The organism is Streptomyces sp. NPDC029674 (assembly GCF_044903205.1).
Lineage (GTDB): Bacteria > Actinomycetota > Actinomycetes > Streptomycetales > Streptomycetaceae > Streptomyces.
Genome location: NZ_JBJDPY010000027.1, coordinates 57937 through 84619 on the forward strand (window position 1 = coordinate 57937; position 26683 = coordinate 84619).

A 26683-nucleotide genomic window follows, 5' to 3' on the forward strand; every position below is an offset into this window, starting at 1 on the left:
CCCATCAGGGTTGTCGTCACACTCACCGTTTCGAGTGGTTTTCCGCTCGCCCCCGTTGTACGCCGTAGGGCTCCGACCGGCGCTTACGTCCGCCAGGCCCCACATGAGCGTGACTCGTCGCGCTTGCTCGTAGTTGTCGCGTAATGCGAGAAATGCGTCGCAGGCGCGACGAGGGGAGCAGGACGTGGGTGGGACGACGCTGGTGAAGGCCGCGGCGCAGGACGAGCGGGACGGACGGCACCGCGACGAGGTGGCCAACGGACCCTCGACGCACGATGATCAGGGCCCGGGACAGGCGCAGCCGCCACCAGCGGCCCCCGAACCGGCAGCGGCGGCGCACGGGCTCAGCCCGAGCCGCGTCCGCATGGTCTTCGTCGGCCTGATGCTCGCGCTGCTGCTCGCCGCGCTGGAGCAGATGATCGTCGCCACCGCGCTCCCGAAGATCGTCGGTGAGCTGCACGGCCTCGACAAGATGTCCTGGGCGATCACCGCCTACCTGCTGACCTCCACCATCGGCCTGCCCATCTACGGCAAGCTCGGCGACCTCTTCGGACGCAAGGGCGTCTTCCAGTTCGCGATCGTCATCTTCGTCATCGGCTCGGCGCTCGCCGGCTGGTCGCGGACGATGGACCAGCTCATCGCCTTCCGCGCGATCCAGGGCGTCGGCGCGGGCGGCCTGATGATCGGCGTACAGGCCATCATCGCGGACATCGTGCCGCCCCGGCAGCGCGGCCGCTACATGGGCCTCATCGGCGCCGTGTTCGGCCTCGCCTCGGTCGCCGGCCCGCTGCTCGGCGGCTTCTTCACCGACCACGCCTCCTGGCGCTGGTGCTTCTACTTCAACGTGCCCTTCGGCCTCGTCACCCTCCTCGTCGTCACGCTCGTCCTGAAGCTGCCCAAGCCCACCGGCAGGGCCCGGCTCGACGTGCTCGGCGCCCTCCTGCTCGCCGCCGCCTCCACCTGCCTCGTGCTGCTCACCAGCTGGGGCGGCACCGAGTACGCGTGGGGCGACCGGGTGATCCTCGGGCTCGGCGCCGGTGCGGTGGTGGCGAGCCTGCTCTTCCTCGTCGCCGAGAAGTTCGCGGCAGAACCGATCATTCCGTTGCGCCTGTTCCGTGATCCGGTCTTCAACATCACGGGTCTTGTAGGCGTCGTCATCGGAATCGCCCTCTTCGGAGCGGCCAGTTATCTGCCGACCTTCCTGCAGATGGTCGACGGCGCGAGCGCCACCGAGTCCGGCCTCCTCATGCTGCCGATGATGGGCGGCATCGTCGCCGCGTCGATCATCTCCGGCCAGCTCATCAGCCACACCGGGCGCTATAAGATCTATCCGATCGTCGGCGGCGCGCTCTCCGTAGCCGGCATGTGGCTGCTCTCGCGGCTCGAGGAGGACACCTCCCGGCTGGAGTACAGCATCTGGATGGCCGTGCTCGGCGCGGGCATCGGCCTGGTCATGCCGGTCCTCGTCCTCGCCGTGCAGAACGCGGTCCGCCCCGCCGACCTGGGCACCGCCACCAGCGCCAACAACTACTTCCGGCAGATCGGCGGCAGCGTGGGAGCCGCGATCTTCGGCACCCTCTTCGCCGACCGGCTCGCCGACGCGCTCCGGGACCGGCTCCCCGCCGGGTCGGGCAAGGCCGTGCCCGCCGCCGAGTCCATCACCCCGCAGCTCGTCCACGCGCTGCCCGCGCCGCTGCGCGACGGCTACATCCAGGCCTACGCCGACGCGATGCCGCGGATCTTCCTCTACCTGGTGCCGGTGCTCGTCCTCGGCATGCTGCTCGCCTTCTTCCTCAAGGAGACCCCTCTCTTGTCCACCACCGCTTCCCACGACGTGCCCGCCGCCGAGCCCCTGGCCGTGCCCCGGGCCCGTACGACGACGTACGCCGCCGGGGTCCCGGTCTGCGGCACCGTGCAGCACCCCGACGGCACCGTGGTGCCCCGCGCGGCCCTCACCCTCATCGACGTGGCCGGACAGCAGATCGGGCGCGGCGCGAGCGGCGAGGACGGGCGGTACGCGCTGAGCACCCCGGGCTCCGGGTCGTTCGTGCTGATCGCGGCCGCCGGCGGGCACCAGCCGCAGGCCGTCACCGTCACCGTCGGGGAGTGGCCCGTCGAGCTCGACGTCGTCCTCGGCGGGGCGGGCCGGCTCGCGGGGTGCGTGGTGACCGCCGACGGAACGCCCGTCAGGGACGCGGCCGTCACCCTCACCGACGTCCGCGGCGAGGTCGTCGCGACCACGCGCAGCGGGCGCGAAGGCGGCTACGTCATCACGGAGCTGGTGGCGGGCGAGTACACGCTCGCCACCAGCGCCCCCGCGTTCCGCCCCGCCGCCCTGCCCGTCTCCGTGCAGGCCTCCCGCGAGACCCGGCAGGACGTGGAGCTCGCGGGCGGGGCCGTGCTGCGGGGCACCGTGCGGGCCGGCGGCGGGCGGCCCGTCGAGGACGCGCGCGTGACGCTGCTCGACGCGGCCGGGAACGTCGTCGACACCCTGACCACCGGAGCGGACGGCTCCTTCCGCTTCGTCGACCTGTCGTCGGGCGAATACACCGTGATCGCGGCGGGTTACCCGCCGGTCGCCACGGTCCTCCAGGTCGCCGGCGGCGGCCGCACCGAGCGGGACCTGCAGCTCGGCCACGAGGACTGAGCGGCGCCGGTCCCGCGGACCGGACGGCGTACGGCCGAGGGGGCGTGCGCCGGTGCCCCGGTCGCGCGGCCAATTCCCGTATTGCCCCGCACGGCAACCTGCCGCAGCCGTACGGTGGTTGGTGGCGGCGCAGAATCTTGCGCTGCCGCGGGAAGGAGCATGGGCCATGGAACGAGGCACTCCGGGCGAGCCGCTGACGCAGAGTGCCGCGTCCGGCCGCATCCCCCTGGCCGTGGTCGTCGTCGACGGTGCCGGGCTCGTCTCGCACTGGAGCATCGGTGCGCGCCGTCTCTTCGGGTACGGCAAGGAGGACGCCGTCGGCCGTCCCGCGGGCGATCTGCTCCCGGTGCACGGCGCCATACCGGAGGACCGCGGGTCCTTCGGCGCCTTCGACGGACTCGGCCCCGACCTGGAGACCTCCCTCGACGGGCGCATCTCCTACCCCGCCGCCGGGCGTGCGCGGCTGACCGGCTCCGGTCGGGGACCGGGCGGCGCCCACGGCCGGGTCGACGTGCTGTGGTGGGCGTACCCCCTGGTGGGCCCGGGGCCCGAGCGGCTCCTGGTGCTCGCCGCCGACGCCACGCGACTGGCCGTGACCGACGAACAGGCCGCCGGGCAGGGCGCCGAACAGGGTGGCGGCCGAGGCGAGCGGGACGAACAGGTCGAGCGGATCGCGCCGGGCTTCGCGCTGCACACGGACTTCCCCGGCGCCGACGAACTCGCCGCCCGGCTCCCCGAGATCCTGCCCAGCATGAGCGTGGACGAAAGCGCCCGCATCGTCGCCCAGATCCTCGAACTCGGCTATCCCGTCCTGGAGTTCAGCAGGCACGACCGGGTGCCCGTCACCCCGGACTGGGGCGTCGCCCGCCGGATCGAGCGCAAGGAACGCAGGGAGCGCGCCGCGCGGGCGGCCGCCGGCGGACTGCCGCAGGCTCCGGACACGGTGGACGACGAGGGCGAGGACCTCGAGTACGCCGCGGTCCGCGAGCACCTCGAATTCCTCAACGAGGTCAGCGGGCGGATCGGCTCCTCGCTCGACCTGTCCCGGACGATCATCGAGGTGAGCAGGGCGGTCGTGCCGCGCTTCACGGACGTGGCGGGCACCTACCTGCGCGAGCAGGTCGTCGCGGGCGAGGGCTTCCCCGAGGGGCCGCCGGACGAGACCACCATGTGGCACCGGGTCGCGGTGGAGCACACCGACGAGCCGGGCCGCTGGGACGACGTGGTGCCGGTCGGCGAGTCCATGCCGTTCCCCGCGCACACGCCGTTCTTCCAGTGCATGACCTCCGGCGACCCGGTGCTCGTGCCCCGCATCACCGAGGAGATGGGCAACGCCATCGCCTCCCAGTTCGAGAAGCGCGACATCCGCCCGCTGATCAACCACCGCTCGATGCTCGTCGTACCGCTCAAGGCGCGCAACGTGGTCCTCGGCTTCATGATCCTGCTCCGCCACCGGGAGCGGCCCGTCTTCAACGACATGGACCGCGTCACCGGCGCCGAACTGGCCGCCCGCGCGGGCCTCGTGCTCGACAACGCCCGCATGTACACGTACCAGGAGAGCGTCGCCGACACCCTCCAGGACAGCATGCTGCCGCACATCCAGCCCCGGATGTCCGGCTGCGACATCGCCACCCGCTATCTGCCGGGCACGCTCCTCGGCCGGGTCGGCGGCGACTGGTTCGACTCCGTCAAACTGCCCGGGTCCAGGACCGCGCTCGTCGTCGGCGACGTGATGGGCCACGGCCTCAACTCCGCGGCCATGATGGGCCAGTTGCGCACGGCCGTGCAGACCATGGCCGCCCTCGACCTGCCGCCCGAGCAGCTCCTGCGCAACCTCGACGACCTCGCGCAGCGCCTCGGCGAGCACTACCTCGCGACGTGCCTGTACGCGGTCTACGACCCGATCGCGGGCGAGCTGCACCTCGCCAACGCCGGGCACATCCCGCCCGTCCTGGTCCGCGCCGCGGACGGCCGCAGCGAACTCCTCGAGCTGCCCACCGGAGCTCCCATCGGCGTCGGCGGTGTGCCCTTCGAATCGGTCCTGGTGCGGGTGGCGCCCGGCGACCGGCTGCTGATGTGCACCGACGGCCTCGTCGAGGTACGCGGCGAGGACATCGGCGTCGGCCTCGCCACGCTCACCGAGTCCGCCGCGCACCCCGCCGCCTCCATGGACGACGCCTGCGACACGATCATCCGCGCCCTCAACACGCGCGGCGGCCGCAAGGACGACGTGGCGCTCCTGATGGCCAGGCTCAATGGCATCTCGATGGAGAACGTCGCGCACTGGCGGCTCGCCGTCGACCCCGCCGAAGTGGGCAGGGCCCGTGAGATGGTGCGCACCCAGCTGCGGGCCTGGTCCCTCCAACCCCTCGTCGAAACGGCCGAGTTGCTCGTCAGCGAGCTCGTCACCAACGTCGTGCGCCACTCCCGCAGCAGCAGGATCGATCTGCGCCTCGTCCGCTCCGGAGTGCTGGTGTGCGAGATCGAGGACGACGACCACACCCTGCCGACGCTGCTCAGCGCGGGCCCCGGCGACGAGTTCGGGCGCGGTCTGCGCGTCGTCAGCTCGCTGGCGGGGGAGTGGGGCACGAGCCGCACCCGCGCGGGCAAGACCGTCTGGTGCGAACTGCCGCTGCCGCGACGCTAGTCAGCTATTCGACCGGGAAGCGGTGCGCGGGAGCTTGTCCGTGCGCCCCGGGCGCGATAGACCGATCTTGTCGTCGGCTTCGGCGGCTCTCGTCGCACCCCGGGGAGTACGGACATGAGCGTCACGAGCCGGTACAAGGAGGCGTGGGAGGGGTTCTGGCGGGAGGCGCCCGGCGAGTCCGGTGCGGTCTTCTGGGACGCCGAGCCCGCCCTCACCGCGGGCCTCCACCTCGCGCTGTTCGAGCCGCACATGACCGCCGCCGGCCTGCCCGTCGTCGACCTCGGCTGCGGCAACGGCACGCAGACCCGCTTCCTCGCCGACCGCTTCCCGCGCGTCCTCGGCGTCGACCTCTCGGCGGCCGCCCTCGACCACGCCCGGCGCGCGGACGCGGCCGGGCAGGTGGACTTCCGGCAGCTCGACGCGGGCGAGGAGAGCGAGGCGCGACAGCTGCATGCCGAGGTCGGCGATGTGAACGTGTACATGCGGGGTGTCCTGCACCAGTGCGAGCCCGCGGGGCGGCAGCCGCTCCTCGACGGCATCGCCACGCTGCTCGGCGAGCGCGGCCGCGCCTTCGTCGTCGAGCTGTCGGAGGCGGCGCACCCCGTGCTGATGGGGCTGGCGCGGAGTCCCGCGGGGCCGCCGCCGAAGCTGGCGCCGGTCTTCGCCCACGGGATCGCGCCCGCGGGGGTCGCCGACGCGGCGGTGGACGGGTACGTCGCGGCGGCCGGGCTCCGGATCGTCGCCGCGGGAGAGCTGCCGCTGGCGACGACGGAGTACACCGCGGACGGCACGCGCATCGAGCTGCCGTCGCGATGGCTGGTGCTCGCGCCCTCCTGACGTGACCCGACTTGATAGGCAAGTCACGGCTTGCGTATCTTCGGGTCGTGGAAGACGATGTGTTCAAGGCGCTGGCCGACCCCACCCGCCGGCGCGTCCTTGACGAGCTCGTGGAACGGGACGGGCAGACCCTGTTCGAGATATGCGCACGGCTGGCGATGAAGCACGGCCTGGGCCTGTCCCGCCAGGCGATCAGCCAGCACCTCGCCGTACTCGAAACCGCCGGCCTGATCCGCACGCGCCGCCAGGGCCGGTACAAGTACCACGACCTCGACACCGCACCCATCGAGCGCGTCATGAACCGATGGCTCAGGCCCGACGCACCGGAGAGCACCCCATGAGAATCAACCTGACCAGCGTATTCGTCGACGACCAGCTCAAGGCCCTGGCCTTCTACACCGACGTCCTGGGCTTTGTGGAGAAGTCCAAGGTCGCGATCGGCGACGACTGGTGGCTGACCGTGGTTTCGCCGGAGGACCCCGAAGGGACCGAGCTGCTGCTGGAACCCGACGGGCACCCCGCGGTGAAGCCGTACAAGGAGGCGCTGGTCGCGGACGGCATCCCGGCCACCGCCTTCACCGTGGACGACGTATCCGCGGAGTTCGAACGGCTGCGCGGACTCGGCGTCCACTTCACCCAGGAGCCCGTGCTGATGGACAAGGTCACCGTCGCCGTCCTGGACGACACCTGCGGCAACCTGATCCAGATCATGCACACGGAGTAGGACCGGGCCGGGGGCAGGCAGATCGTTTGGGCGGTCTCTCGTGGGCAACCCTGGACGCTGAGCGCGACCATGAGAGGGCGAGCGCGACACCACCGAGACCCCGAAGCGCGAGGTAGTCATGAGCGACCAGAACATGGCGGACGACGCCTACCAGCCCACCGGCGACAACGAGGAGCAGGAGGACGCGGCGCCGCTGGACCTCCAGGACGCCGTCGACGAGCGCACGTACGACGACATGCTCGACGAGGGCTACTCGCCGCCGGAGAAGCCGCTCGGCGTCACCAAGACCGGCACCACGGCGGCGGAGCAGCACGAGGGCGAGACGCTCGACGAGCGGCTGCGGCAGGAGGTCCCCGACACCGAGGTGCCCGACCCGGAGCGGCCCCGCGACACCATCGGCGACCTGCCGGACGGCGAGGGCGAGCCCATCGACCCGGAGGCCGGACAGGAGCGCGCGGGCCGCCTGGTCGCCCCGGACGAAGGCGCCCACCCGGACACCACCAAAGAGGTGGTCGCCAGGGACGAGGGCATCGACGGCGGCGCCGCGGGCGCGGAGGAGGCGGCCGTCCACGTCGTCCCCGACGAGGAGCTGCCCCCGTTGCCCCCGTCCTCCGCGGACCTGGACTGAGCCGCCCGAGCCCCAGGGCCCTTCATCGGACCGGGCCGGGCCGGCTCACGGCCGGGGATCGACCCGGCGCCACGGCGGCCGGGCGTCGGCCCCCTTGCGTCCCGCCACGGACGCGCACCGGTGGCACAGCCGCTGGACGCGGTCCGCCGCGCCGCCGGACTCCGGGATGGCGTCCGTCCACGGCAGGTGCGGGAAACGCGTGAGCCGGGAGCGGCTCAGGGAGAGCCCGCAGACCGTCTCGTTCCTGCCCGGCTCCCACGCGTGCGCCTCACCGGAGGGCAGCCGCTGCCGGCCGTCCTCCTCGTCGACCCACTGGCCCGAGGCCGCCACCGCGTACTTCTTCGACCGCACCATCGTGATCACCTCCGGCCATCCAGCGTAGGAGCGCGGTGCGCGCGAAGCGCGAGCCTGGCCGAAGCTGGACACAAGGCGATGAGCGATCCGTTCAACGAGCAGGAGGACTCCATGACCGTCTCCACCGCATCCGGCGCCGGAGTGGCCGTCGTCACGGGCGCGGACTCCGGCATCGGCCGGGCCACCGCCGTCCGGCTCGCAGCGGCCGGAATGGACGTCGGGATCACCTGGCACGCCGACGAGGAAGGCGCCGAGCGGACGGCGGAGGAAGTCGGCAGGCACGGCCGGCGCGCCGCAGTCGCCCAGATGGACCTGACCCGGCTGCCCGATGCCGCGCAGGTCGTCGACGACCTCGCCGAGCGCCTCGGCCGCATCGACGTCCTCGTCAACAACGCCGGCACGGGCACCGCCACCCCCTTCCTCGACCTCGACCACGCCGACGTCCAGCGCGTCGTCGACGTCGACCTCGTCGGCCCCTTCCTGTGCGGACAGCGCGCCGCGCGGCGCATGATCCGGCAGGGCGACGGGGGCCGCATCGTCAACGTGACCTCCGTGCACGAGCACCAGCCCCGCGTGGGCGCCGCCCCCTACTGCGCGGCCAAGGGCGGCCTCGGACTGCTGACCCAGGTCATGGCCCTGGAGCTCGCGGAGCACGGCATCACCGTCAACGCCGTCGCACCGGGCGAGATCGCCACGCCCATGACCGGGCAGGAGGACACCGACGTGCACAGCGAGCACCGCCCCGGCATCCCGCTCGGCAGGCCCGGCGACGCCCGCGAGATCGCCGCCGTCATCGCCTTCCTCGCCGGGCCCGACGCCTCGTACGTGACGGGCGCTTCCTGGGTCGCCGACGGCGGCATGGTGCGCATGGGCCCGCAGGCCGGCTCGCACCTCCGGAGCGACGAGTGGCGGCGCCCCTGAGGCGGCCCCGCGGGCCCGCCGCGTCCACGGCGCCCCGCACCACATGCCCCTCGGCCCGTGTCGAACCCGGTGCCCCGGGTACCGGTGCTGCCTGGGCAAGGGATCGTCGGAGACCACCGGGCCGCACGAGCGGTGCGCGGGCCGGTGTCCGGAAACGGAGCAGAAGGTGACGTCGAACGCAGAAGACACCACTCCCGACGCGCGGCGGCGGGTCACCGGGCCGTGCCCGCCGGGCGTGCAGCCCGGGGGATCCCCGCACGAGGCGCCCGCCGAAGAGCTGCCGCCCGACCTGCACCAGGCGATCCTGGAGGCGGCCAAGCAGGTCGCCGCCATCCTCAAGCGGCGCGACCACGACTTCGCCCTCGCCGGCAGCGTCGCCGTGTACGCGCACGGCGGGACCGGCAACCTCCAGCACGACGCCGACTTCTGCATCAAACCGGAGGACGCCGAAGCGGTCGCGGCCTCACTGGAGGAGGCCGGCCTCACGGTCTACGCGCCGCCCGAGGACTGGCTGCTCAAGGCCAAGTGCCTGGGCCAGGACATCGACCTCATCTTCGAACTCGCCAACCAGCCGGTCACCTCGGAGCTCCTCGGCCGCGCCGTACAGCTGCCGATGGACTCGGTGCACATGCCGGTCCTGTCGCCGACCGACCTGGTACGGGCCCTGCTCGCCGCGTTCTCCGAGCACCACTGCGACTTCGGCGCCGTGCTGCCGATCGCCCGGCAGCTGCGCGAGAAGGTCGACTGGGAGGCGCTGCGCGAGGAGTACGGGAACGTGCCGATGCCGGCCGCCTTCCTCTTTCTGCTGGAACGCCTGGAAGTCATCGCACCGCGAGGAGGAGACCGATGAACGACCACGCCCACGTCGAGTACCGCATCGCCCACCTGAAGGAACGGCTCGCCGCGGAGGAACTCGGTGAACTGGGCATCCGCGTCGAGCCCCGCGGCTCGTCCGTCGCGGTCATCGGGACCGTGCCCACGACCCACTGCCGCGAAGAGATGCATCGCACCGTCAACGAGGAACTGGCAGGTCTGACCGTCCACTTCGACGTCGTGGTGGCCGAGTCGGCAGCACCGGACCACCCGGAGGAAGTGTCATGATCCGCATCGCCGCCGTCGGGGACATCCACATGGGACTGGACAGCCGGGGAGTGCTCCGGCCCGCCTTCGAGACGCTCGACGACTGCGCGGACCTGCTGCTCCTCGCCGGGGACCTCACCCGCCACGGCACCCAGGAGGAAGCGGAGGTGGTCGCCCAGGAGGTGACCGGTCTGCCGGTGCCCGTCGTGGCCGTGCTCGGCAACCACGACCACCACGACGAACAGCCCGAGAAGGTCACCGCCGTGCTGCGCGACGCGGGCGTCCGCGTACTCGAAGGGCAGGGCACCGTCGTCGAGGTCGACGGGGCGCGCGTGGGCATCGCGGGCACCAAGGGGTTCGGCGGCGGGTTCGTCGGCCGCAGCGGCAGCGAGTTCGGCGAACCCCTGATGAAGGAGTTCATCCGCTACACCCGGCGCTGCGCCGACGGACTCCGCACCTCACTGGAGGAGCTGGCCGAGCAGGGCTGCGGCACACGGGTGGCGCTCACGCACTTCGCACCCGTGCCGGACACCCTCGCCGGGGAGCCCCTGGAGATCTACCCGTTCCTCGGCAGCTACCTGCTGGCGGAGGCGGTCGACGCGGCGGGCGCCGACCTGGCCGTCCACGGCCACGCGCACGCCGGCACCGAGCACGGCATGACCACCGGCGGTGTCCCGGTCCGCAACGTGGCGCAGCCCGTCATCCGCAAGGCGTTCAACGTCTACCACCTCCAGGACCACCGCACGGCGGAGCCGGCGACGGCCGCCCGCAACGGCTAGCTCCCGGGGGACCGGGGCCTGGGATCGGGGCCTGTCCTGCGGCCGTTCTCAGCCGGAGAGTTCGGCCCGCCACGAGCGCGGCCACTCTCCCGGCGGCGGTGGATCCCCCGCGATCCCGAGGTCCTGCCGCGCGCTCGTGTAGAAGGCGTCGCGCGCCGCACTCGTCAGCTGATGGGCCCTGGCCCACATCCGGTCGTCGACCGGCCCCTCCCGCACGAGCAGTTCCACGGTCCAGACCATCTCGTGCCAGCGCCGCGCCGCCGCGATGGTCGCCGCGTCGCCGACGAGCAGAACGGACTCCCATTCCGTCGCCCGGTGGGACTCCGCCTCGGCGAGGAGGGGCAGCCCCTCGGCCGGCTGCAACGGGTCGGCCACGTCCGCGAATCCGACGGCGGCGCCGATGCGCTGGGCGATGCGGAGCTGCGACTTGAGGGCGTTGCCGTAACGGCCGTACGTCTCGAAGCGTTTCTCGTCCCACCGCTCCTCCCGCTGCCGCGTCCACCGCCGCCGCTCCGTCAGGCTCTGCACGGCGTACGAGCCGAGCGTGCCGATCACCACGCCTATGAGAGCGGGCAGTTGGTCCACCAGCGTCACAGTGCCTCCCCGTGTGGTTTTCCGATGCCGCACGGTACCCACTCGGAGGTGTCACCCGTCGGGCGGATCCGTTCTCCGCGAAGGCCCGTCCCGGCGGGAGGCGAAGAGTAGATTTCGAGTACGGAAAGCTCAGTGATGGAGCACCAGGTGTCTGTGCAGGAGCTGCTACTCGGTCTGGAGCGGGCCGTCGAAGCCGGTGAGCACCGTGTGTGGGCGGTGCGGTGCGCGCATGCGCTGGGGTTGGGCGGGATCGCCGTCTCCCTGCGGTGGGGGGCGGAGCTGGTGTGGTTCAGCGACGATATCAGCGCGCGGTTGCAGGACGCGCAGTTCACCCTGGGTCAAGGGCCCGCGATTGCGGCGGACTTCGCCGAAGTGCCGTACCAGCTGGCCGACTTGAGCGCGGGTGAGGGTGAGGGCGGACGGTGGCCGCAGTTCGCCGCCGAGGCGCAGGCGCTCGGCGTGCGGGCGGTGTTCGTGTGGCCCGTGCGGACGGGGGCGGCACGGTTCGGGACGCTGACCGGCTATCGCGTGACACCCGGGCGGCTGACCGCCCGGCAGGCGGCGGACGGGCTGCGGGTGGCCGACGCGCTGACCGGCCGGCTGCTGGCCTGGCGGCCCGGCGCCGAGGCCCCCGCGGACGGGCCGGGGAGAGCGGGCGCGGTCGGCCTGCACTGGGCGGAGGTGCATCAGGCCACCGGCGTACTCAGCTACCGGCTCGGCGTGCCGCTGGAGGAGGCGCTGCTCCGGCTGCGGGCCCGCGCCTACGCCTCCGGCCTGCCCCTGATCGAGGCGGCCCGCGAGATCCTCCGGGACCTGCCGTCGTGAACGGGCGGGCGGAGTGGGCGAGTTCGGCTGCGCCGTCCCTCTCGCCGACGTGCCCGAGGTGTCCTCTGGGCTGCCGGATGAATCGATTCACGTTCAACTGACGCGCGGCTGCCGTGCGGGACGGCCAGACCGGGGCGGGGTCGAGGCGGGCGACCGTGGCAGGGTCGGGCGCGCTCCGGGGCGGCGCGTCTGCGGCGCGTCCGAGCGTCCGTCGCGGGCGGGCCGCGGCGGGAACGCACACGGACCATCGCGCTGCCCGCCCGCGCTGCGAGTCCGGACCCGCGATCCCTGAGAGCCTGTCTTTGAACCCCCGCCTGAGCCCCGGCGCCCGCCACGCCGATCGCACGCTTCCCCAAGCTCTCGGCTCCGCTCGGGCAGGGAAGGCCCCGATCCGCCGCTGCGCCCGCGCTCCGCGCGAACGCCGGGGGGTTCGAAGACAGGCCCCGACGCGGGAAGAGCTCGACGTACCGCTTCGCAAGGGCGCGCAGGTGCGGGGCGGGAGACCTCTGGGTACCTGGAACGGCGAGCGCCGAGCCCTGGTGCTCCCCCCTGCCCCTCGCGCGGCACGGCACTCCGTACGTACGTCTCCCCGAACTGCGTCGCCGGCGGCGCGGCGCACGCGTCACCGTGCCGGGGTCACCGTGCCGGGGCCGCCGGGCCGACGCGCGCTCCCCCTCCAGGGCGCCGCGCAGCCCCACGGCGCCCCTCACGCCTGGTACGGAACCACGGCGCGCAGCCCCCGACCACCGCCGCGCGCAGCGGACACCGCCCAGGCCGCCCCCGGCGAAGCGCTTCGACGAATTTCCTGTCCGAACCGTTGACGTACGAACGCCCCCTCCCTACGTTGGCCCGGAAAGCGCTTGCCTAAAACGATTCAACTCGCGTTCGAGGGGCTAACTGTGCCTGTACATGGGGAACTTGACCGACGTCGCCTGCTCAAGCTCGCCGGCGGCTCGCTGGCTGCCGCCGGCCTGACGGCGGCGGGCTGCGGCGCCGGTGACGGGTCCGGGAACGGCACGGTCACGCTCCGGTACGCGTGGTGGGGGTCGGACGACCGGGCCCAGCGGATCAACAGGACGATCGCGCTCTTCGAGAAGAAGCACCCGAAGATCAAGATCAAGACGGACTTCCAGCCCTACCTCGACTTCTGGAAGAAGTTCAACACCCAGGCGGCGGGCGGCAATCCACCCGACGTCTTCCAGAACGCGATCGGATTCCTGCGCAAGTACGACGAGCGCAACGTGCTGCTCGACCTGAAGGCGCAGGCGAAGGCGGGCAACCTGCGGCTCGACGGCTTCCGGGCCGGTCTGGAGAAGTTCGGCGAGGTCGACGGCAAGCTGCTCGGCGTGCCCGTCGGCAGCAACTCCATGGCCCTGGTGATCGACAAGCCGCTCTTCGCGAAGGCGGGCGTCACCCCGAAGATGGGCTGGACCTGGGACGACTTCCACACCGCGATGGAGAAGATCCGCGACAGGGGCGGGCGGCCGGGCGACAGCGGGCTCTACGGCGTCATGTACCTCTACGACCTCTACCTCCGCCAGCACGGCAAGGCCTTCTTCACCGAGGACGGCCTGGGCTTCACCGAGGCCGACCTGGAGGACTGGTGGGAGAGGGGGTACAAGGGCGTCAGGTCCGGTATCTACGCCGACCCGAAGAAGGCCGCCCAGGTCAAGCCCAAGTCCGCGGTCGCCGCCGAACTCGCGGCCGCCGAGTTCACCTGGGACAACTTCACCGTCCGCTACTCCGCCGAGGGCAAGAGCAGCTACGGCCTCGCCCCCATCCCGACGACCGACGGCAAGAAGACCGGCCAGTACCTCGGCTCCCTGATGCTCAGCGGCTCCAGGCGCACCAAGCACCCCAAGGAAGTCGCACAGTTCATCGACTTCATGGTGCACGACCCGGAGGTCGCCAGGATCATGGGGTACGACCGCGGGGTGCCGACGACGACGGCGCAGTACGAGGCGTACAAGCCGGCCCGGGAGAGCGACAAGACGATCGCGTCGGTGAACAAGGAGATCGCCGCGTACGAGGAGAGCCTCGTCGACGCCGGTGTCCTGGAGACCATCACCCCGCACCCGGCGGGCGCCGACGTCTGCGAGGCGGGCTTCCTGCGCATCGCCGAGGAACTCGCCCTGGGGAAGCGGTCGGTCGGCGAAGCGGTGGAGCAGTACTTCACCGAGTGCAAGACGGCCCTCGGTTCCCGATGAGCGCCGCCATGACCCCGGTCGACGCCGCGGCGACACCGCGCTCCGGTGCGAAGGACGCGGCGTCGCGAGGCGGCTCCGGCCCGGGTGGACGTCCCGGTGGCGGGGCCCGGCGCGGCCGGCGCGGCGAGAACCTCGCGGGTTACCTCTTCATGTCGCCCTGGATCGCCGGGTTCCTGCTGCTCACCGCAGGACCGATGGTCGCCTCGCTCTACTTCGCGTTCACCGACTACAACCTCTTCGACGCTCCCAAGTGGGTCGGCCTTGACAACTTCACCGAGATGTTCGGCGACCCCCGCTGGCGCAAGTCGGTCGAGGTTACCCTCTGGTACGTCGTCATCGGCACCCCGCTGAAGCTTGCCGCCGCGCTCGGAGTGGCGCTGCTGCTCAGCCAGAAGCGGCGCGGCCAGGCCTTCTACCGGGCCGCGTTCTACGCCCCCTCGCTGATCGGCGCCAGCGTGTCGGTCGCCGTCGTGTGGAAGGCGATCTTCTCGGACGACGCGATCGTCGACCGCACCCAGCGCGCCCTCTTCGGCGTGGACGTCGGCGGCTGGACCGGCGACCCCGACTGGATCATCTACAGCCTGGTGGCGCTCACCGTCTGGCAGTTCGGCGCGCCGATGGTCATCTTCCTGGCCGGCCTCAAACAGGTGCCGCGCGAACTGTACGAGGCGGCGGCGATGGACGGCGCGGGCAGCTGGCGCCGGTTCTGGAACATCACCCTGCCGATGATTTCCCCGGTGCTGTTCTTCAACGTCCTCCTGGAGACCATCCACTCCTTCCAGATCTTCGCCTCCGCGTACATCGTCGGCGGCGGCGCGGGCGGCAACGCCTGCGGTCCCGCGGACGGTTCGCTCGTCTACACCTGTTACCTCTACGTCCAGGGCTTCGAGAACAGCCGGATGGGCTTCGCCTCCGCCATGGCCTGGATGCTGCTGCTCGCCGTCGGCCTGGTGACGGCGGTCCTGTTCTGGTCCCAGAAGCGCTGGGTGCACTACGAGGAGGGGGCCCGATGAGTACGGTGCGTGTGACGGCCGGAGGCCGTGGCCGCGGGGTCGGTGCGCTCGCCTGGCACGCCGGCGCGCTCGCGGTGCTCGCCGTCGTCCTCTACCCCGTGGTGTGGCTGCTCGGCGGCTCGTTCAAACACAACGACCAGATCGTCGGCAGCCTGGACCTGTTCCCGACGGACCCGGTCGTCTCCAACTACACCGGCCTCGCCGACGGCCTCGCCGACATCTCCATCACCACGTTCTTCACCAACTCCCTGTTCCTGGCGGGCGGCTCGGTGGTGGGAGTGCTGGTCTCCTGCTCGCTCGCCGCCTACGCGTTCGCCCGGATCAGGTTCGCGGGCCGCAACCTGCTCTTCGCGCTGATGATCGGCACGCTGCTCCTGCCGTACCACGTCCTCCTCATCCCGCAGTACGTGCTGTTCCAGAAGCTCGGCCTCATCAACACCTACACGCCGCTGCTGCTCGGCAAGTACCTCGCCGTCGACGCCTTCTTCGTCTTCCTGATGGTGCAGTTCATGCGGAGCCTGCCGCGCGAACTCGACGAGGCGGCGCGGCTCGACGGCTGCGGTCACCTGCGGATCTACTGGTCGATCGTGCTGCCCCTGTGCAGGCCCGCGCTCATCACCAGCGCGATCTTCACCTTCATCAACGCGTGGAACGACTTCATGGGCCCGTTGATCTACCTCAACGACCCCTCGAAGTACACGGTCTCCCTCGGCCTGAAGATGTTCGTCGACCAGGAGGGCCTCGCCAACTACGGCGGCATGATCGCGATGTCGCTTGTGGCGCTGCTGCCGGTGCTCGCCTTCTTCCTGGCCTTCCAGCGGTATCTGATCGACGGCATGGCCACGTCGGGGCTGAAGTGACGGGTGCACGCGGCCGGCGGTTCGGGGTCTTCGCCGAGTGCCTGCTGACCGGGGTGTGGATCGCGGTCGCCGCGCTGCCCCTGGTGACGGCGCCCGCCGCCCTGGCCGCGGGCTCCGCCCACCTGCGGCGGCACCTCGCCCATGAGGCGGGCGGGTGGCGGGAGTTCGTGGCGGACTGGCGGGCCGCCGTCCGGCGGGGGTGGCTGGTGGGTCTTGCGGGGTGGGCCGCGCTCGCCCTGCTCTGGCTCGATCTCTCCGTCGTACGGTCCGGGGCGCTGCCCGGTGGGGCGGTCGTCGGGGTGGTGGGCGTGCTGGCGATGTTGCTTCTGGTCGTCGCGGGCGTGCGGGGTGCTGTGGCCTGGCGGCCCGGGGCGTCTTGGAGGGGGCTGCTGGTTGGCGCGGTGCGCCGTACGGTTCGCGACCCTGCGGGGTCGCTGGCGCTGGTCTGTGGGCTTGCCGTGGTGGCGGTGTCCGGGTGGTTCGCGGCGCCGCTTGTCGCTCCTGCGGTGGGGGTGCTTGTGGCAGCCGGCCTTGCGGTTGAACGCCGCGCTTGAGCGTCTGCCGGGCTGGTGACGGTTTGGCGGCTGCGGGCCGCATGTGGCTGGTCGCGCAGTTCCCCGCGCCCCTGAAGGGGCGCTCGGGTCGGGCTGTTGTCCGCAGGCCGTGTGTGGCTGGTCGCGCCCCGCGGCGGAGCCGCTCATGTCGGAGTCCCGCGCCCCTGAAGGGGCGCCCGGGTCGGGTTGTTGTCTGCGGGCCGCGTGTGGCTGGTCGCGCCCCGCGGCGGAGCCGCACATGTCAGAGCCCCGCGCCCCTAACGGGGCGCCCATGTCCTGTCAGCGTATTGGTACCGGTGAGGAAGTTAAGGGGTCGTATGCCGCCCGTAACCCGTAGGTCTCTGCTCAAGGCTGCCGCTACGGCAGGCGTCGCCGCCCAGGTCGGCTGGGTGCTCGGGCGGGGCGAGGCGCGGGCCGACGTGCCCGGCGCCGCGGGCCCCGACGCCCCCGCCGACATCCGCTGGCTGGAGGACGGCGGGCTCGGTGCCGCGCCCGGGTCCACCTTCGGGGTGCCTTGGCCCAAAGGTGTCCACGACGCCGACACTTCGTTCGCTCTCGCCACCGCCGACGGGACCGGCGTGCCCGTGCAGAGCTGGCCCACCGCGTACTGGCCCGACGGTTCGTTGAAGTGGACGGCGCACGCGGTCGGGCCCGGAGGAGCGGGTGCCGAGCGGTTCACGCTCTCGGCCGGGACCCCGGCGGCGTACGAGAAGAAGCTCACTGTCACTCGGACCGGCCGCAAGGTGACCGTCGACACCGGCGTCGTCACGGCGGTGATCGGCAGGGACGGCGAGCGGCTCGTGCAGTCGGTGACGCGCGGGGGCACGAAGATCGCCACCGACGGGCGTCTCGTGCTGCTGAGGCAGGGCGACGTCGACGACGGGGACAGCGGCCACGCCAAGTGGGAGCGGTTCGACGGCGAGATCGGCGAGGTGAAGGTCGAGCAGGACGGGCCGCTGCGGGCGGTCGTGCGGGTCGACGGCAGACATCGCAGGGGGAGCCGGAAGTGGCTGCCCTTCAGCGTCCGGCTGTACTTCTACGCGGGCGCCGACTCCTTCCGCATGGTGCACACCATCACCTACGACGGGGACCAGGAGAAGGACTTCATCCGCGGGCTCGGCGTGCGCTTCACCGTGCCGATGCGCGATGCCGCGTACGACCGGCACATCCGGATCGCGGGGGAGGGGAAGGGGTTCCTCACCGAGGCCGTGAAGGGGATCACCGGGCTGCGGCGCGACCCGGGCGCCGCCGTGCGCGCCGCGCAGGTCAAGGGCGAGAAGCTGCCGGACCCGGCGACCTGGGACCAGCGGGTCACGAGCAGGCTCCAGTACATACCGGCCTGGGGCGACTACACGCTCTCCCAGCTCTCCGCCGACGGCTTCACGCTGCGCAAACGCACCGAGGAGGGGCGCGGCTGGATCACCGCGGGCGGCGGCGGACGGGCCAACGGCTTCGGGTACGTCGGCGGGGTGAGCGGCGGACTTTCCTTCGGGCTGCGGGACTTCTGGGAGAAGCACCCTGCCCAGCTCGACATCCGGGGCGCCGCGAGCGGCACCGCCGAGGTCACCCTCTGGCTCTGGTCGCCCGAGGCGCCCCCGATGGACCTGCGCTTCTACCACGACGGCATGGACCAGGACACGTACCCCGAGCAGCTCGAAGGCCTCAACATCACCTACGAGGACTACGAACCCGGCTTCGGCACGCCCTACGGCATCGCCCGCACCAGCGAGCTGATGTTCTGGGCCAACGCCGCGACACCGTCCGCCGCCGAGCTCGTCGCCCAGTCCGCCGCGGTCCGCACGCCGCCGCAGCTCGTCGCCGCGCCCGAGCACCTGAGCAGGGCCAAGGTCTTCGGCGGGCTCTTCGCACCCGTCGACCGCTCCACACCGGCGAAGGCCGAGATCGAGGACCACCTCGACTTCCTCTTCACGTACTACAAGGACCAGGCCGAACAGCGCCGCTGGTACGGCTTCTGGGACTACGGCGACATCATGCACACCTACGACGAGGACCGGCACCAGTGGCGGTACGACGTCGGGGGCTACGCCTGGGACAACTCCGAGCTCTCGCCCGACCTCTGGCTCTGGTACGCCTACCTGCGCTCCGGCCGCGCCGACATCTTCCGCTTCGCGGAGGCCATGACCCGGCACACCGGCGAGGTCGACGCCTACCACCTCGGCGAGTGGGCCGGGCTCGGCACCCGGCACGGCGTGCAGCACTTCGCGGACAGCGCCAAACAGCAGCGCATCTCGACCGCGGTCTACCGGCGCCCCTACTACTTCCTCACCGCGGACGAGCGCGTCGGCGACCTGATGCACGCCCTCGTCGACTCCGACGAGACGTTCCTCGCCCTCGACCCGCTCCGCAAGATCCGCACCGAACCGTACGAACCGGACCGGCACGCCCTGTCCATCGGCTTCGGCACCGACTGGAGCGGCCTCGCGGGCGCGTGGCTCACCGAGTGGGAGCGCCGGGGCCCGAAGGCGGCGAAGGCGGAGGCGCGGCTGCGCTCCACCATGCGGACCATCGCCGCCCAGCCCAACGGCTTCGTGCAGGGCAGCGGCCTCTACGACCTGGACACGGGGGAGTTCGCCGTCGCCGCCGAGCCCGCGGTGAGCGTCTCGCACCTGTCCGCGATGTTCGGCCTCGTCGAGATGTGCGCCGAGCTGATCGACCTCATCGACCTGCCCGAGTTCAAAACGGCCTGGCTGGACTACTGCCGCTACTACAACGCCACCAAGGCCGAACAGAAGGAGCGGTACGGCAAGGACTTCGGCAGCCTGCTGCTGTTCCAGGGCCACTCCCGCCAGGACGCGTACGCCGCCGCCCAGCGGAAGGACACCGAGCTGGCCGCCCGGGCCTGGCGGAAGTTCCACGACAGCGACGGCTACACCCGCGCCATGAAGTGGGAACGGACCAGGATCGAGGGCCCCGCCACCCTCGAGCCGGGCCACGAACACCCCCGCGTCAGCACCAACGAAACGGCCCTGTTCGGCCTGGCCGCCATCCAGAACCTGGCCCTGATCGGCGACGAGCTCCCGAAGTAGCGTGGCCATGCCACTATCGGGAAGTACAACAAGCGAGGCAAAGTGAAGATCTTGGTCACCGTCTACAGGAAGGACTCCGACTCTCCTGAGCGGGAGTTGGATGTCTCGGGGATCGGCCTGGAGGCCGCAGCCGACGTGGTGGGCATCCCGGCCGACTCGCTCGTCGACGTGTACCCGCTCGGGGAGAGCCAGGCGGCCGCACTCGGCCGGCTCGCCGATGTGAGTCTCGACGACCTGGATTCCTACGAATATTTCCTGGAGACCGTCGAGGACTGACCCGTCGAGGGCTGACCTGCGACGGTCCGGGCGAAACGGCCTAGGCCGAGCCCCGTCGCACCAGTTCCGTGGGCAGGATCACCGCCGCCGGGTCCTCGCCGCCGATCTGGGCGAGGAGGACGCGGACCATCTCCGTGCTGATCCGGTCCCAGGGCTGGCGGATCGTGGTGAGTTCCGGGTGGGCGGCGAGGGCGGCGGAGGAGTCGTCGAAGCCGCCCACCGCGATGTCCTCGGGGACCCGGCGGCCCGCCCGCTGGAGTGCCGCGACGGCGCCCTGGGCCATCAGGTCGGAGGCGACGAACAGGGCGTCCATGTCCGGGGCGGCGCGCAGGAGTTGGGTCGCGCCCCGTTCGCCGCTGGAGCGGCTGTAGTCGCCGGAGAAGACGAGCCGGTCGTCGGCCTCGATGCCCGCCTCGGCGAGCATCTCGCGGTAGCCGGCGAGGCGTTCCGTGCCGCCGGGGGTGTCGAGGGGGCCCGTCACCATGCCGATCCTGCGGCGGCCGAGGGAGAGGAGGTGGTGGACCATGTCGCGGGCGCCGTCCCGGTCGTCGGCGGCGACGTACGCCACCTTCGAGGCCTGCCCGAGTGGCTTTCCGCAGGCCACGAGGGGTACGCCCGCCTCACGCAGCCGCGCCGCGACCGGGTCGCCGGAGTGGCTGGAGACGAGGAGCACGCCGTCGACGTGGCCCGCCGTGATGTACCGCGTTATGCGGCGCCGCTCGTCCTCCGTGCCCGCGATCATCAGGAGCAGCGGGATGTCGTGGGCGGCGAGGGCCTGGGTGCAGCCGCGCAGCAGTACGTTGAAGTTGGGGTCCTCGAAGAACCGCTCCTGCGGCTCGGTGAGCAGGAAGCCGACCGAGTCCGAGCGGCCCGTGATGAGCGAGCGGGCGTGCCGGTTGACGACGTAACCGGTCCTGCGGATCGCGGAGTCGACCGCTTCCCGGGCCGCCGGGCTGACGTAGTGACCGCCGTTGAGCACGCGCGAGACCGTGCCGCGGGAGACTCCGGCCTCGCGTGCCACGTCGTGGATGGTCGGCGCCTTGCGGCGCTGCTCCGGCTTGCTCATGGTCATGACTTTACGGCGCCCGACAGCAGGTCGAGGCTCCAGAAGCGCTGGACGACCAGGAACAATCCGATCAGCGGGACGACGGCGAGCAGGGCGCCGGTGATGACGAGGGTGTAGAGCGCCGGGGTGTTGGAGCCCTGTTCGAGGAGCGTGAACAGGCCGAGGGTGATGGGGAACTTCTCGTCGTCGCTGAGCATGATGTAGGGCAGCAGGAAGTTGTTCCAGACCGCGACGAACTGGAACAGGAACACCGTCACCAGGCCCGGCACCATCATCGGCAGCGCGATCCGCGTGAAGATCCGCCACTCGCCCGCGCCGTCCATCCGCCCGGCCTCGACGACGTCGCCGGGCACGGCCGCGGTGGCGTAGACGCGGGAGAGGTACACGCCGTACGGGGAGAGGATCAGCGGCAGCAGCACGGACGCGTAGGAATCGGTGAGGTCTGCCTTCGCCAGGAGCAGGTACTGGGGGACGGCCAGGATGACGGGCGGCATGAGGACGCCGGCCAGCAGGATGTTGAAGACGGTCTCGCGGCCGCGGAAGCGGTAGACGGCGAGGGCGTACCCGCCGAGGGCGGAGACGGCCGTGGAGAGCAGGGCGCCGAGGCCGGCGTAGAGGGCGGAGTTGGCCATCCACTGCCAGTAGACGCCGTCGCGGTAGGCGCTGAGGTCGGCGAGGTTCTCGGCGAAGCCGGTGCCGGGCAGGAACGTGAAGGTGGAGAAGAGCTCACTGCCCGACTTGGTCGACGCGATCACCACCCAGGCGACCGGCAGGAGGCAGTAGAGGGCGCCGAGCAGCAGGGCAGCGGTCGGGACGAGGGCGACGCGGCGGGGCCGGGGCGGGCCCTGCGCGGTGCCGGGGGTGGTGCCCGCGGCCGGGGCGGACTTGCGGCTCTCGGTGAGCTCATGGCTCTTGGCGGGCGCGAGAGAGGTCATCGTGCTTCCCCCTGCTTCGTACGGGAGTTGGCGGCGCGGAGGAAGCCGAAGGACAGGACGAGCGTGACGACCGCGATGAGTACGGCGGTGGCCGCCGCCGAGTGGATGTCGCCCTTGCCGAAGGCGTCCTGGTACACCTTCATCAGCGGACTCCACGTCGTCGGGACGGAGTTGGTGAGCGGCTTGAGCGTGGTCGGCTCGCTGAACACCTGGAGCGTCGCGATGATCGAGAAGAAGAAGGTGAGCACCAGCGAGGGCGCCACCATCGGGATCTTGATGCGCAGCGCGATCTGCAGCGGCGAGCAGCCGTCGAGCTTCGCCGCCTCGTACACCTCGGCGGGGATGGCCCGCAGCGACGTGTAGATGACGATCATGTTGAAGCCGGTGCCGCCCCAGACCGCGATGTTGGAGAGCGCGAGGTAGAGGGGGCCGCCGTCGAGGAGGTCGGGCTGCGGCAGGCCGAGCTTGTCGAGCACGTAGTAGAAGGGGCTGACGTCCGGCAGGTAGAGGAAGCCCCAGAGCAGCGCGGCGACGACGCCGGGCACGGCGTACGGCAGGAAGATCGCGAGCCGGGTGAAGGGCGTGAGCCGCACCCGCTCGCTGTCCAGCATCAGGGCGAAGAGCAGCGCGAGGCCCAGCATCACGGGGATGACGAGCGCGCCGTAACCGAGCACGCGCAGCGCGCCGTGCAGCAGCTCGGAGTCGGTGAACGCGGCGGTGTAGTTCTCCACGCCCGCCCACACCTCGCTCCGGGCGCCCTTGCCGAGGCCGAGGCCGGAGACCTCGACCTTGTGCAGGCTCAGCCAGAGCGCGTAGCCGATGGGCAGGGCGAAGAAGAGGGCGAAGAGCGCGGTGGCGGGGAGGAGGAAGAGGTACGGGGCGCTGCGCACCCCGCGCTTTCCCGTGCGGCGGTTCGGCGCAGGCACCGTGCGACGCGTCACGGCGCGACCTCGAAGCCCTGCTTCTTCAGGTCGGCGACCGTGTCGTCCCGCATGGCGCGCAGGGCCGCGCCGAAGTCCGACTTGTTCTTGGCGGCCGAGCCGAAGGCGTCCTTGAAGGTGGTGTAGGCGACGTTGACGTTCGGGCCCCAGGCGCCGGGCGCGGTGGTCTTCGCGATGGCGGCCGCCTTCTCGTAGAAGTCGGGCTGGTTCGGGAAGTACGCGGGGGCCGTCGCGAGGGCGCCGCCGGTCTGGGCGTCGGTGGCGGCGGGGTAGATGCCGCCTTCCTTCACGAGCGCGGCGAGGGCCTCCGGGTCGGTGTTGAGCCAGGTCGCGAACTTCGCCGCGGCCTCCTTGTGCTCGGAGTCCGTGGTGACGGCGGTGGAGGAGCCGCCCCAGCTGCCGGTCACGGCCTTGCCCTTGGCGTCCCACTGGGGGAGCGGGGCCATCGCCCACTTGCCCTTGGTGTCGGGCGCGGCGGTGGTGAGGGTGCCGGGCGCCCACACCGCGCTGACCCAGGCGATCTGCTTGCCGGTGTTGAGCGCCTTGTTCCAGGCGGGCGTGTACATCGGCTGGTTGTCGATGGCGCCCTCCTTGACGAGGCCGCCCCAGAAGCCCGCGACCTTGCGCGTCGCCGCGTCGTCGATGCCGACCTTCCACTTCTCGCCCTCGGTGGTCCACCAGCGGGCACCGGCCTGCTGGGCGAGCCCGGCGAAGAGGCCGGAGTCGTTGGCGGAGAACGTGGTGAGGTCCTTGTCCGGCGCCTTCTTCTTCAGCGCGCGGGCGGTGTCGGCGAACTCGTCCCAGGTCTTCGGGACCTTCAGCCCGTACTTCTTGAAGAGGTCCGCGCGGTAGTAGAACATCATCGGCCCGGCGTCCTGCGGGACCGCGTACACCGCGTCCGTGCCGAGCGTCGTCTGCTGCCAGATGCCCTTGGTGTACGCGGACTTCGCCTCGCCGACCTCGCTCGATATGTCCGCGAGCGCGTCGTTGCTGACGAGGGTCGGCAGCGCCTGGTACTCCGCCTGCACCAGGTCGGGCGCCTTGTGGGCCTTGTGCGCGGTGAGGATCTTGGTGACCAGGGTGTCGCCGGACGCCTGCTTCTTGACCGTGACGTCGATCCGGTCCTTCTTGCCGGGGCCCTTGTTCCAGAGGTCGACGACCTTGTCCATGCCGGGCGTCCAGCTCCAGTACGTCAGGGACACCGGGCCGTCCGACCCGGCTCCGTCGTCCGAAGAGCCGCAGGCGGTGAGCGCGGTGGCGCCGAGGGCGACGGTGACGGCGGCCGCGGCGAGGCGGCGTGGCGTGTTCTGCGGCATGGATCTTTCTCCCCTGAGCTGGGCCCCGCCTGCTGCGGTGGCTGCTGCCATGCGTCTGTGAGCCGGTGAAGGCGTCTGTGAGCGTTCACAGTAGAGAAACATCCAGGACACTTGTCAATGGTTGTTGCTGTGCGGTTATGTTGGCGCGACGCCGCTGAAAGCGTGTGTGCACGTTCCCAAATGATCGATCTACGGGAGAGATCCATGCCGGACCACGCCCCCAAGGGCCTCACCCGCCTCGCCTTCGGCGGGGACTACAACCCGGAGCAGTGGCCGGAATCCGACTGGCAGGACGACGTCCGGCTGATGCGCGAGGCCGGCGTCACGATGGTGAGCGTCGGGATCTTCTCCTGGGCGCTGCTCGAACCCGCTCCCGGCGCCCACGACTTCGGCTGGCTCGACCGGCTCCTCGGCCTGCTCCACGAGAACGGCATCCGCGCCGACCTCGGCACGCCCACCGTGGCGCCACCCGCCTGGTTCTACCGCGCCCACCCCGACGCGCTGCCCGTCACCGCCGACGGCGTGCGGTACGAGTTCGGCTCACGCGGCGCCATCTGCCACAGCAACCCCGCCTACCGCGAGGCCGCCGCGGACATCACCACCCGGCTCGCCACCCGGTACGCCGACCACCCGGCGCTCGCCCTGTGGCACGTCCACAACGAGTACGGCGTGCCCGTCTCCGCGTGCTACTGCGACGGCTGCGCCGCCCACTTCCGCCGCTGGCTCGAGACGACGTACGAGACGGTCGACGCCGTCAACGAAGCCTGGGGCGCGGCCTTCTGGGGCCAGCGCTACGGCAGCCTCGACGAGATCAACCCGCCGCGTACGACGCCCACCGTCGGCAACCCGGCGCAGGCCCTCGACTACCGCCGCTTCGCCGACGCGACGATGCGCGAGAACTTCGTCCGCGAGCGCGACATCCTGCACCGCCTCGCCCCCGGCATCCCCGTCACCACCAACTTCATGACGGCCCTCAGCCAGTGCGACTCCGTCGACTACTGGGCGTGGGGCCGCGAGGTCGACCTGGTCTCCAACGACCACTACCTGATCACCGACGGACGCCGTACGCACGTCAACCTCGCCATGGCCGCAGACCTGACACGGTCCGTCGCGGGCGGCGCGCCCTGGCTGCTCATGGAGCACGCCGCGGGCGGCGTCAACTGGCAGCCCCGCAACCCCGCGAAGGCGCCGGGCGAGATGGCGCGCAACTCACTGAGCCACGTGGCGCGCGGCTCCGACGGCGCCATGTTCTTCCAGTGGCGGCAGTCACGGCGGGGCGCGGAGAAGTTCCACTCGGCGATGCTCCCGCACGCCGGCACGGAGTCGCGACTGTGGCGGGAGGTCGTGCAACTCGGTGCCGACATCGAGTCGTTGACTCCGGTGCGGGACACCCGCACCGTCGCCGACGCCGCCGTCCTCTGGGACTGGCACTCCTGGTGGGCGCAGGCCCTGGAGTGGCGGCCGAGCGAGGACCACGACGCGCGCGAGCGCGCCGACAGCTTCTACGAGGCGCTCTACGACCGGCACCTGACGGTCGACTTCGCCCACCCCGAAGACGACTTGTCGGCCTATCCCCTTGTCGTCGTGCCCGCGCTCTACCTCGCCACCGAGGCCGCCGCGCGCAACCTCCGCGAGTACGTCGAGAACGGCGGCACCCTCGTCGTCTCCTACTTCTCCGGCATCGTCGACGAACACGACGCCGTGCACCCCGGCCCCTACCCCGGCGCCCTGCGCGACGTACTCGGCCTGACCGTCGAGGAGTTCTCGCCGCTGCTCGCTGGGGAGACGGTGCGGATCACCGGGCCCGACGGCGCCCGGCTCACCGGCGACGTGTGGACGGAGATCGTGGTGCCGCGCGGCGCCGAGACGGTCTGGACGTACGAGGACGGGCTCGCCGCGGGACGCCCGGCCGTCACCCGGCACCGGCTCGGCGAGGGCACCGCCTGGTACGTCTCCACGCGGCTCGGCGCCCGCGAGCTGGACGCGATCCTCGGCACGGCGGGCGACGACGCGGGGATCGCGCCGCGCGCCGAACTCCCGCGCGACGTCGAGGTGGTGCGCCGCACCGGAGCCTCCGGGAACTTCCTCTTCGTCATCAACCACACGGACGCCGATGTGAAGGTGCCGCTGGAGTCCCACGGCACGGAGCTGCTCACCGGCGAACGTGCGGCGGGCCGCCTCGCCGTGCCGGCGGGGGGCGTGCGTGTGGTGAACCTGGACGCCTGAGGCCTGATGCCTGATGCCTGACGCCTGACGCCTGACGCCTGGCGTCACACCGACTCCGGTCGTGGTCCGTGGGGGACTGCCGGCCGGACGCGGGGGGGGCGGGGGCCGCCCCCCCCCCCCCCCCCCCCCCCCAATTACCCACCCACGCACACCACTAAACCCCACAAACCCAAACGCAAATGGACAAACAACAATGCCGCCAAAAA

Annotated in this window: 24 protein-coding genes; 18 read left to right on the top strand and 6 right to left on the bottom strand. The window is 71.6% G+C overall.

The window, feature by feature from the left end; all coding sequences use genetic code 11:
• Positions 1–184: 184 nt before the first annotated feature.
• The 6 genes from ACI2L3_RS37525 (at position 185) to ACI2L3_RS37550 (ending at position 7483) form a co-directional block, all read left to right on the top strand.
• The gene (locus tag ACI2L3_RS37525) at positions 185–2647 is read left to right on the top strand and encodes an MFS transporter (RefSeq protein ID WP_404756933.1); all 2463 of its coding nucleotides are present in this window, start codon (positions 185–187) and stop codon (positions 2645–2647) included.
• 166 nt (positions 2648–2813) lie between these two features.
• On the top strand, positions 2814–5294 hold the full coding sequence (locus ACI2L3_RS37530; RefSeq protein WP_404756934.1) for a SpoIIE family protein phosphatase: 2481 nt from the start codon (positions 2814–2816) through the stop codon (positions 5292–5294).
• Positions 5295–5408: 114 nt separating this feature from the next.
• A complete protein-coding gene (locus ACI2L3_RS37535) occupies positions 5409–6131 on the top strand; it encodes a class I SAM-dependent methyltransferase (protein ID WP_404756935.1) in 723 nt (240 codons plus the stop codon).
• Positions 6132–6178: 47 nt separating this feature from the next.
• Positions 6179–6472, top strand: coding sequence for an ArsR/SmtB family transcription factor (locus ACI2L3_RS37540; RefSeq protein WP_404756936.1), 294 nt, complete (start codon positions 6179–6181; stop codon positions 6470–6472).
• A complete protein-coding gene (locus tag ACI2L3_RS37545; RefSeq protein WP_404756937.1) occupies positions 6469–6855 on the top strand; it encodes a VOC family protein in 387 nt (128 codons plus the stop codon). Before ACI2L3_RS37540 ends, ACI2L3_RS37545 begins: the two co-directional genes overlap by 4 nt.
• A gap of 118 nt (positions 6856–6973) precedes the next feature.
• Positions 6974–7483, top strand: a complete 510-nt coding sequence (locus ACI2L3_RS37550) for a DUF5709 domain-containing protein (protein WP_404756938.1) — start codon at positions 6974–6976, stop codon at positions 7481–7483.
• A 45-nt stretch (positions 7484–7528) separates the two neighbouring features.
• Here the strand turns inward: ACI2L3_RS37550 and ACI2L3_RS37555 are convergent, their stop codons facing one another.
• Positions 7529–7837, bottom strand: a complete 309-nt coding sequence (locus ACI2L3_RS37555) for a hypothetical protein (protein ID WP_404756939.1) — start codon at positions 7835–7837, stop codon at positions 7529–7531.
• 111 nt (positions 7838–7948) lie between these two features.
• Here ACI2L3_RS37555 and ACI2L3_RS37560 point away from each other — a divergent pair, with 111 nt between their 5' ends.
• From ACI2L3_RS37560 to ACI2L3_RS37575, 4 genes are all read left to right on the top strand, one after another.
• Positions 7949–8758: an SDR family oxidoreductase gene (locus tag ACI2L3_RS37560; protein ID WP_404756961.1), complete on the top strand. Its 810-nt coding sequence runs from the start codon at positions 7949–7951 to the stop codon at positions 8756–8758.
• Between the two features lie 166 nt (positions 8759–8924).
• Complete coding sequence (locus tag ACI2L3_RS37565; RefSeq protein ID WP_404756940.1) at positions 8925–9608, top strand: nucleotidyltransferase family protein; 684 nt, start codon at positions 8925–8927, stop codon at positions 9606–9608.
• Entirely contained in the window at positions 9605–9859 is a 255-nt protein-coding gene (locus tag ACI2L3_RS37570) for a hypothetical protein (protein ID WP_404756941.1), read from the top strand. The genes ACI2L3_RS37565 and ACI2L3_RS37570 overlap by 4 nt, the downstream gene beginning before the upstream one ends.
• Complete coding sequence (locus tag ACI2L3_RS37575) at positions 9856–10617, top strand: metallophosphoesterase (protein ID WP_404756942.1); 762 nt, start codon at positions 9856–9858, stop codon at positions 10615–10617. The genes ACI2L3_RS37570 and ACI2L3_RS37575 overlap by 4 nt, the downstream gene beginning before the upstream one ends.
• A 48-nt stretch (positions 10618–10665) precedes the next feature.
• Here the strand turns inward: ACI2L3_RS37575 and ACI2L3_RS37580 are convergent, their stop codons facing one another.
• Positions 10666–11211, bottom strand: a complete 546-nt coding sequence (locus ACI2L3_RS37580; protein WP_404756943.1) for a hypothetical protein — start codon at positions 11209–11211, stop codon at positions 10666–10668.
• A 147-nt stretch (positions 11212–11358) separates the two neighbouring features.
• Here ACI2L3_RS37580 and ACI2L3_RS37585 point away from each other — a divergent pair, with 147 nt between their 5' ends.
• The 7 genes from ACI2L3_RS37585 to ACI2L3_RS37615 all read left to right on the top strand — a co-directional run bounded on the left by ACI2L3_RS37585 (position 11359) and on the right by ACI2L3_RS37615 (position 19993).
• Positions 11359–12036 carry an ANTAR domain-containing protein gene (locus tag ACI2L3_RS37585; RefSeq protein ID WP_404756944.1) on the top strand — a complete coding sequence of 226 codons (678 nt, stop codon included), beginning with the start codon at positions 11359–11361 and terminating at the stop codon, positions 12034–12036.
• Between the two features lie 899 nt (positions 12037–12935).
• Complete coding sequence (locus tag ACI2L3_RS37590) at positions 12936–14243, top strand: ABC transporter substrate-binding protein (protein ID WP_404756945.1); 1308 nt, start codon at positions 12936–12938, stop codon at positions 14241–14243.
• 8 nt (positions 14244–14251) lie between these two features.
• Positions 14252–15256 carry a carbohydrate ABC transporter permease gene (locus ACI2L3_RS37595; protein ID WP_404756946.1) on the top strand — a complete coding sequence of 335 codons (1005 nt, stop codon included), beginning with the start codon at positions 14252–14254 and terminating at the stop codon, positions 15254–15256.
• Positions 15253–16116 (top strand): carbohydrate ABC transporter permease, encoded by an 864-nt coding sequence (locus ACI2L3_RS37600; RefSeq protein WP_404756947.1) that lies wholly within the window; start codon positions 15253–15255, stop codon positions 16114–16116. The genes ACI2L3_RS37595 and ACI2L3_RS37600 overlap by 4 nt, the downstream gene beginning before the upstream one ends.
• The gene (locus tag ACI2L3_RS37605; RefSeq protein WP_404756948.1) at positions 16113–16670 is read left to right on the top strand and encodes a hypothetical protein; all 558 of its coding nucleotides are present in this window, start codon (positions 16113–16115) and stop codon (positions 16668–16670) included. The genes ACI2L3_RS37600 and ACI2L3_RS37605 overlap by 4 nt, the downstream gene beginning before the upstream one ends.
• 317 nt (positions 16671–16987) lie before the next feature.
• Positions 16988–19717, top strand: coding sequence for a Tat pathway signal sequence domain protein (locus ACI2L3_RS37610; RefSeq protein WP_404756949.1), 2730 nt, complete (start codon positions 16988–16990; stop codon positions 19715–19717).
• 42 nt (positions 19718–19759) lie between these two features.
• Positions 19760–19993, top strand: coding sequence for a hypothetical protein (locus ACI2L3_RS37615; RefSeq protein ID WP_404756950.1), 234 nt, complete (start codon positions 19760–19762; stop codon positions 19991–19993).
• Between the two features lie 40 nt (positions 19994–20033).
• Here the strand turns inward: ACI2L3_RS37615 and ACI2L3_RS37620 are convergent, their stop codons facing one another.
• Genes ACI2L3_RS37620 through ACI2L3_RS37635 form a run of 4 tightly spaced genes read right to left on the bottom strand, consistent with a single transcriptional unit; the run spans position 20034 to position 24251 of the window.
• A complete protein-coding gene (locus ACI2L3_RS37620) occupies positions 20034–21065 on the bottom strand; it encodes a LacI family DNA-binding transcriptional regulator (RefSeq protein ID WP_404756951.1) in 1032 nt (343 codons plus the stop codon).
• Entirely contained in the window at positions 21062–21994 is a 933-nt protein-coding gene (locus ACI2L3_RS37625) for a carbohydrate ABC transporter permease (protein ID WP_404756952.1), read from the bottom strand. The genes ACI2L3_RS37620 and ACI2L3_RS37625 overlap by 4 nt, the downstream gene beginning before the upstream one ends.
• Positions 21991–22935 (bottom strand): carbohydrate ABC transporter permease, encoded by a 945-nt coding sequence (locus tag ACI2L3_RS37630; RefSeq protein WP_404756953.1) that lies wholly within the window; start codon positions 22933–22935, stop codon positions 21991–21993. The genes ACI2L3_RS37625 and ACI2L3_RS37630 overlap by 4 nt, the downstream gene beginning before the upstream one ends.
• Positions 22932–24251: an ABC transporter substrate-binding protein gene (locus ACI2L3_RS37635; protein ID WP_404756954.1), complete on the bottom strand. Its 1320-nt coding sequence runs from the start codon at positions 24249–24251 to the stop codon at positions 22932–22934. Before ACI2L3_RS37635 ends, ACI2L3_RS37630 begins: the two co-directional genes overlap by 4 nt.
• Positions 24252–24455: 204 nt before the next feature.
• Between ACI2L3_RS37635 and ACI2L3_RS37640 the strand changes: the two genes are divergently transcribed.
• On the top strand, positions 24456–26477 hold the full coding sequence (locus ACI2L3_RS37640) for a beta-galactosidase (RefSeq protein ID WP_404756955.1): 2022 nt from the start codon (positions 24456–24458) through the stop codon (positions 26475–26477).
• Positions 26478–26683 lie beyond the last annotated feature (206 nt).

What these genes read in the sequence shown, in the direction of transcription:
- ACI2L3_RS37530 (WP_404756934.1), top strand. Translation starts at nt 2,814, where the DNA reads ATGGAACGAGGCACTCCGGGCGAGCCGCTGACGCAGAGTGCCGCGTCC.
- ACI2L3_RS37535 (WP_404756935.1), top strand. Translation starts at nt 5,409, where the DNA reads ATGAGCGTCACGAGCCGGTACAAGGAGGCGTGGGAGGGGTTCTGGCGG.
- ACI2L3_RS37545 (WP_404756937.1), top strand. Translation starts at nt 6,469, where the DNA reads ATGAGAATCAACCTGACCAGCGTATTCGTCGACGACCAGCTCAAGGCC.
- ACI2L3_RS37550 (WP_404756938.1), top strand. Translation starts at nt 6,974, where the DNA reads ATGAGCGACCAGAACATGGCGGACGACGCCTACCAGCCCACCGGCGAC.
- ACI2L3_RS37555 (WP_404756939.1), bottom strand. Translation starts at nt 7,837, where the DNA reads ATGGTGCGGTCGAAGAAGTACGCGGTGGCGGCCTCGGGCCAGTGGGTC.
- ACI2L3_RS37560 (WP_404756961.1), top strand. Translation starts at nt 7,949, where the DNA reads ATGACCGTCTCCACCGCATCCGGCGCCGGAGTGGCCGTCGTCACGGGC.
- ACI2L3_RS37570 (WP_404756941.1), top strand. Translation starts at nt 9,605, where the DNA reads ATGAACGACCACGCCCACGTCGAGTACCGCATCGCCCACCTGAAGGAA.
- ACI2L3_RS37575 (WP_404756942.1), top strand. Translation starts at nt 9,856, where the DNA reads ATGATCCGCATCGCCGCCGTCGGGGACATCCACATGGGACTGGACAGC.
- ACI2L3_RS37595 (WP_404756946.1), top strand. Translation starts at nt 14,252, where the DNA reads ATGACCCCGGTCGACGCCGCGGCGACACCGCGCTCCGGTGCGAAGGAC.
- ACI2L3_RS37600 (WP_404756947.1), top strand. Translation starts at nt 15,253, where the DNA reads ATGAGTACGGTGCGTGTGACGGCCGGAGGCCGTGGCCGCGGGGTCGGT.
- ACI2L3_RS37610 (WP_404756949.1), top strand. Translation starts at nt 16,988, where the DNA reads ATGCCGCCCGTAACCCGTAGGTCTCTGCTCAAGGCTGCCGCTACGGCA.
- ACI2L3_RS37620 (WP_404756951.1), bottom strand. Translation starts at nt 21,065, where the DNA reads ATGACCATGAGCAAGCCGGAGCAGCGCCGCAAGGCGCCGACCATCCAC.
- ACI2L3_RS37625 (WP_404756952.1), bottom strand. Translation starts at nt 21,994, where the DNA reads ATGACCTCTCTCGCGCCCGCCAAGAGCCATGAGCTCACCGAGAGCCGC.
- ACI2L3_RS37635 (WP_404756954.1), bottom strand. Translation starts at nt 24,251, where the DNA reads ATGCCGCAGAACACGCCACGCCGCCTCGCCGCGGCCGCCGTCACCGTC.
- ACI2L3_RS37640 (WP_404756955.1), top strand. Translation starts at nt 24,456, where the DNA reads ATGCCGGACCACGCCCCCAAGGGCCTCACCCGCCTCGCCTTCGGCGGG.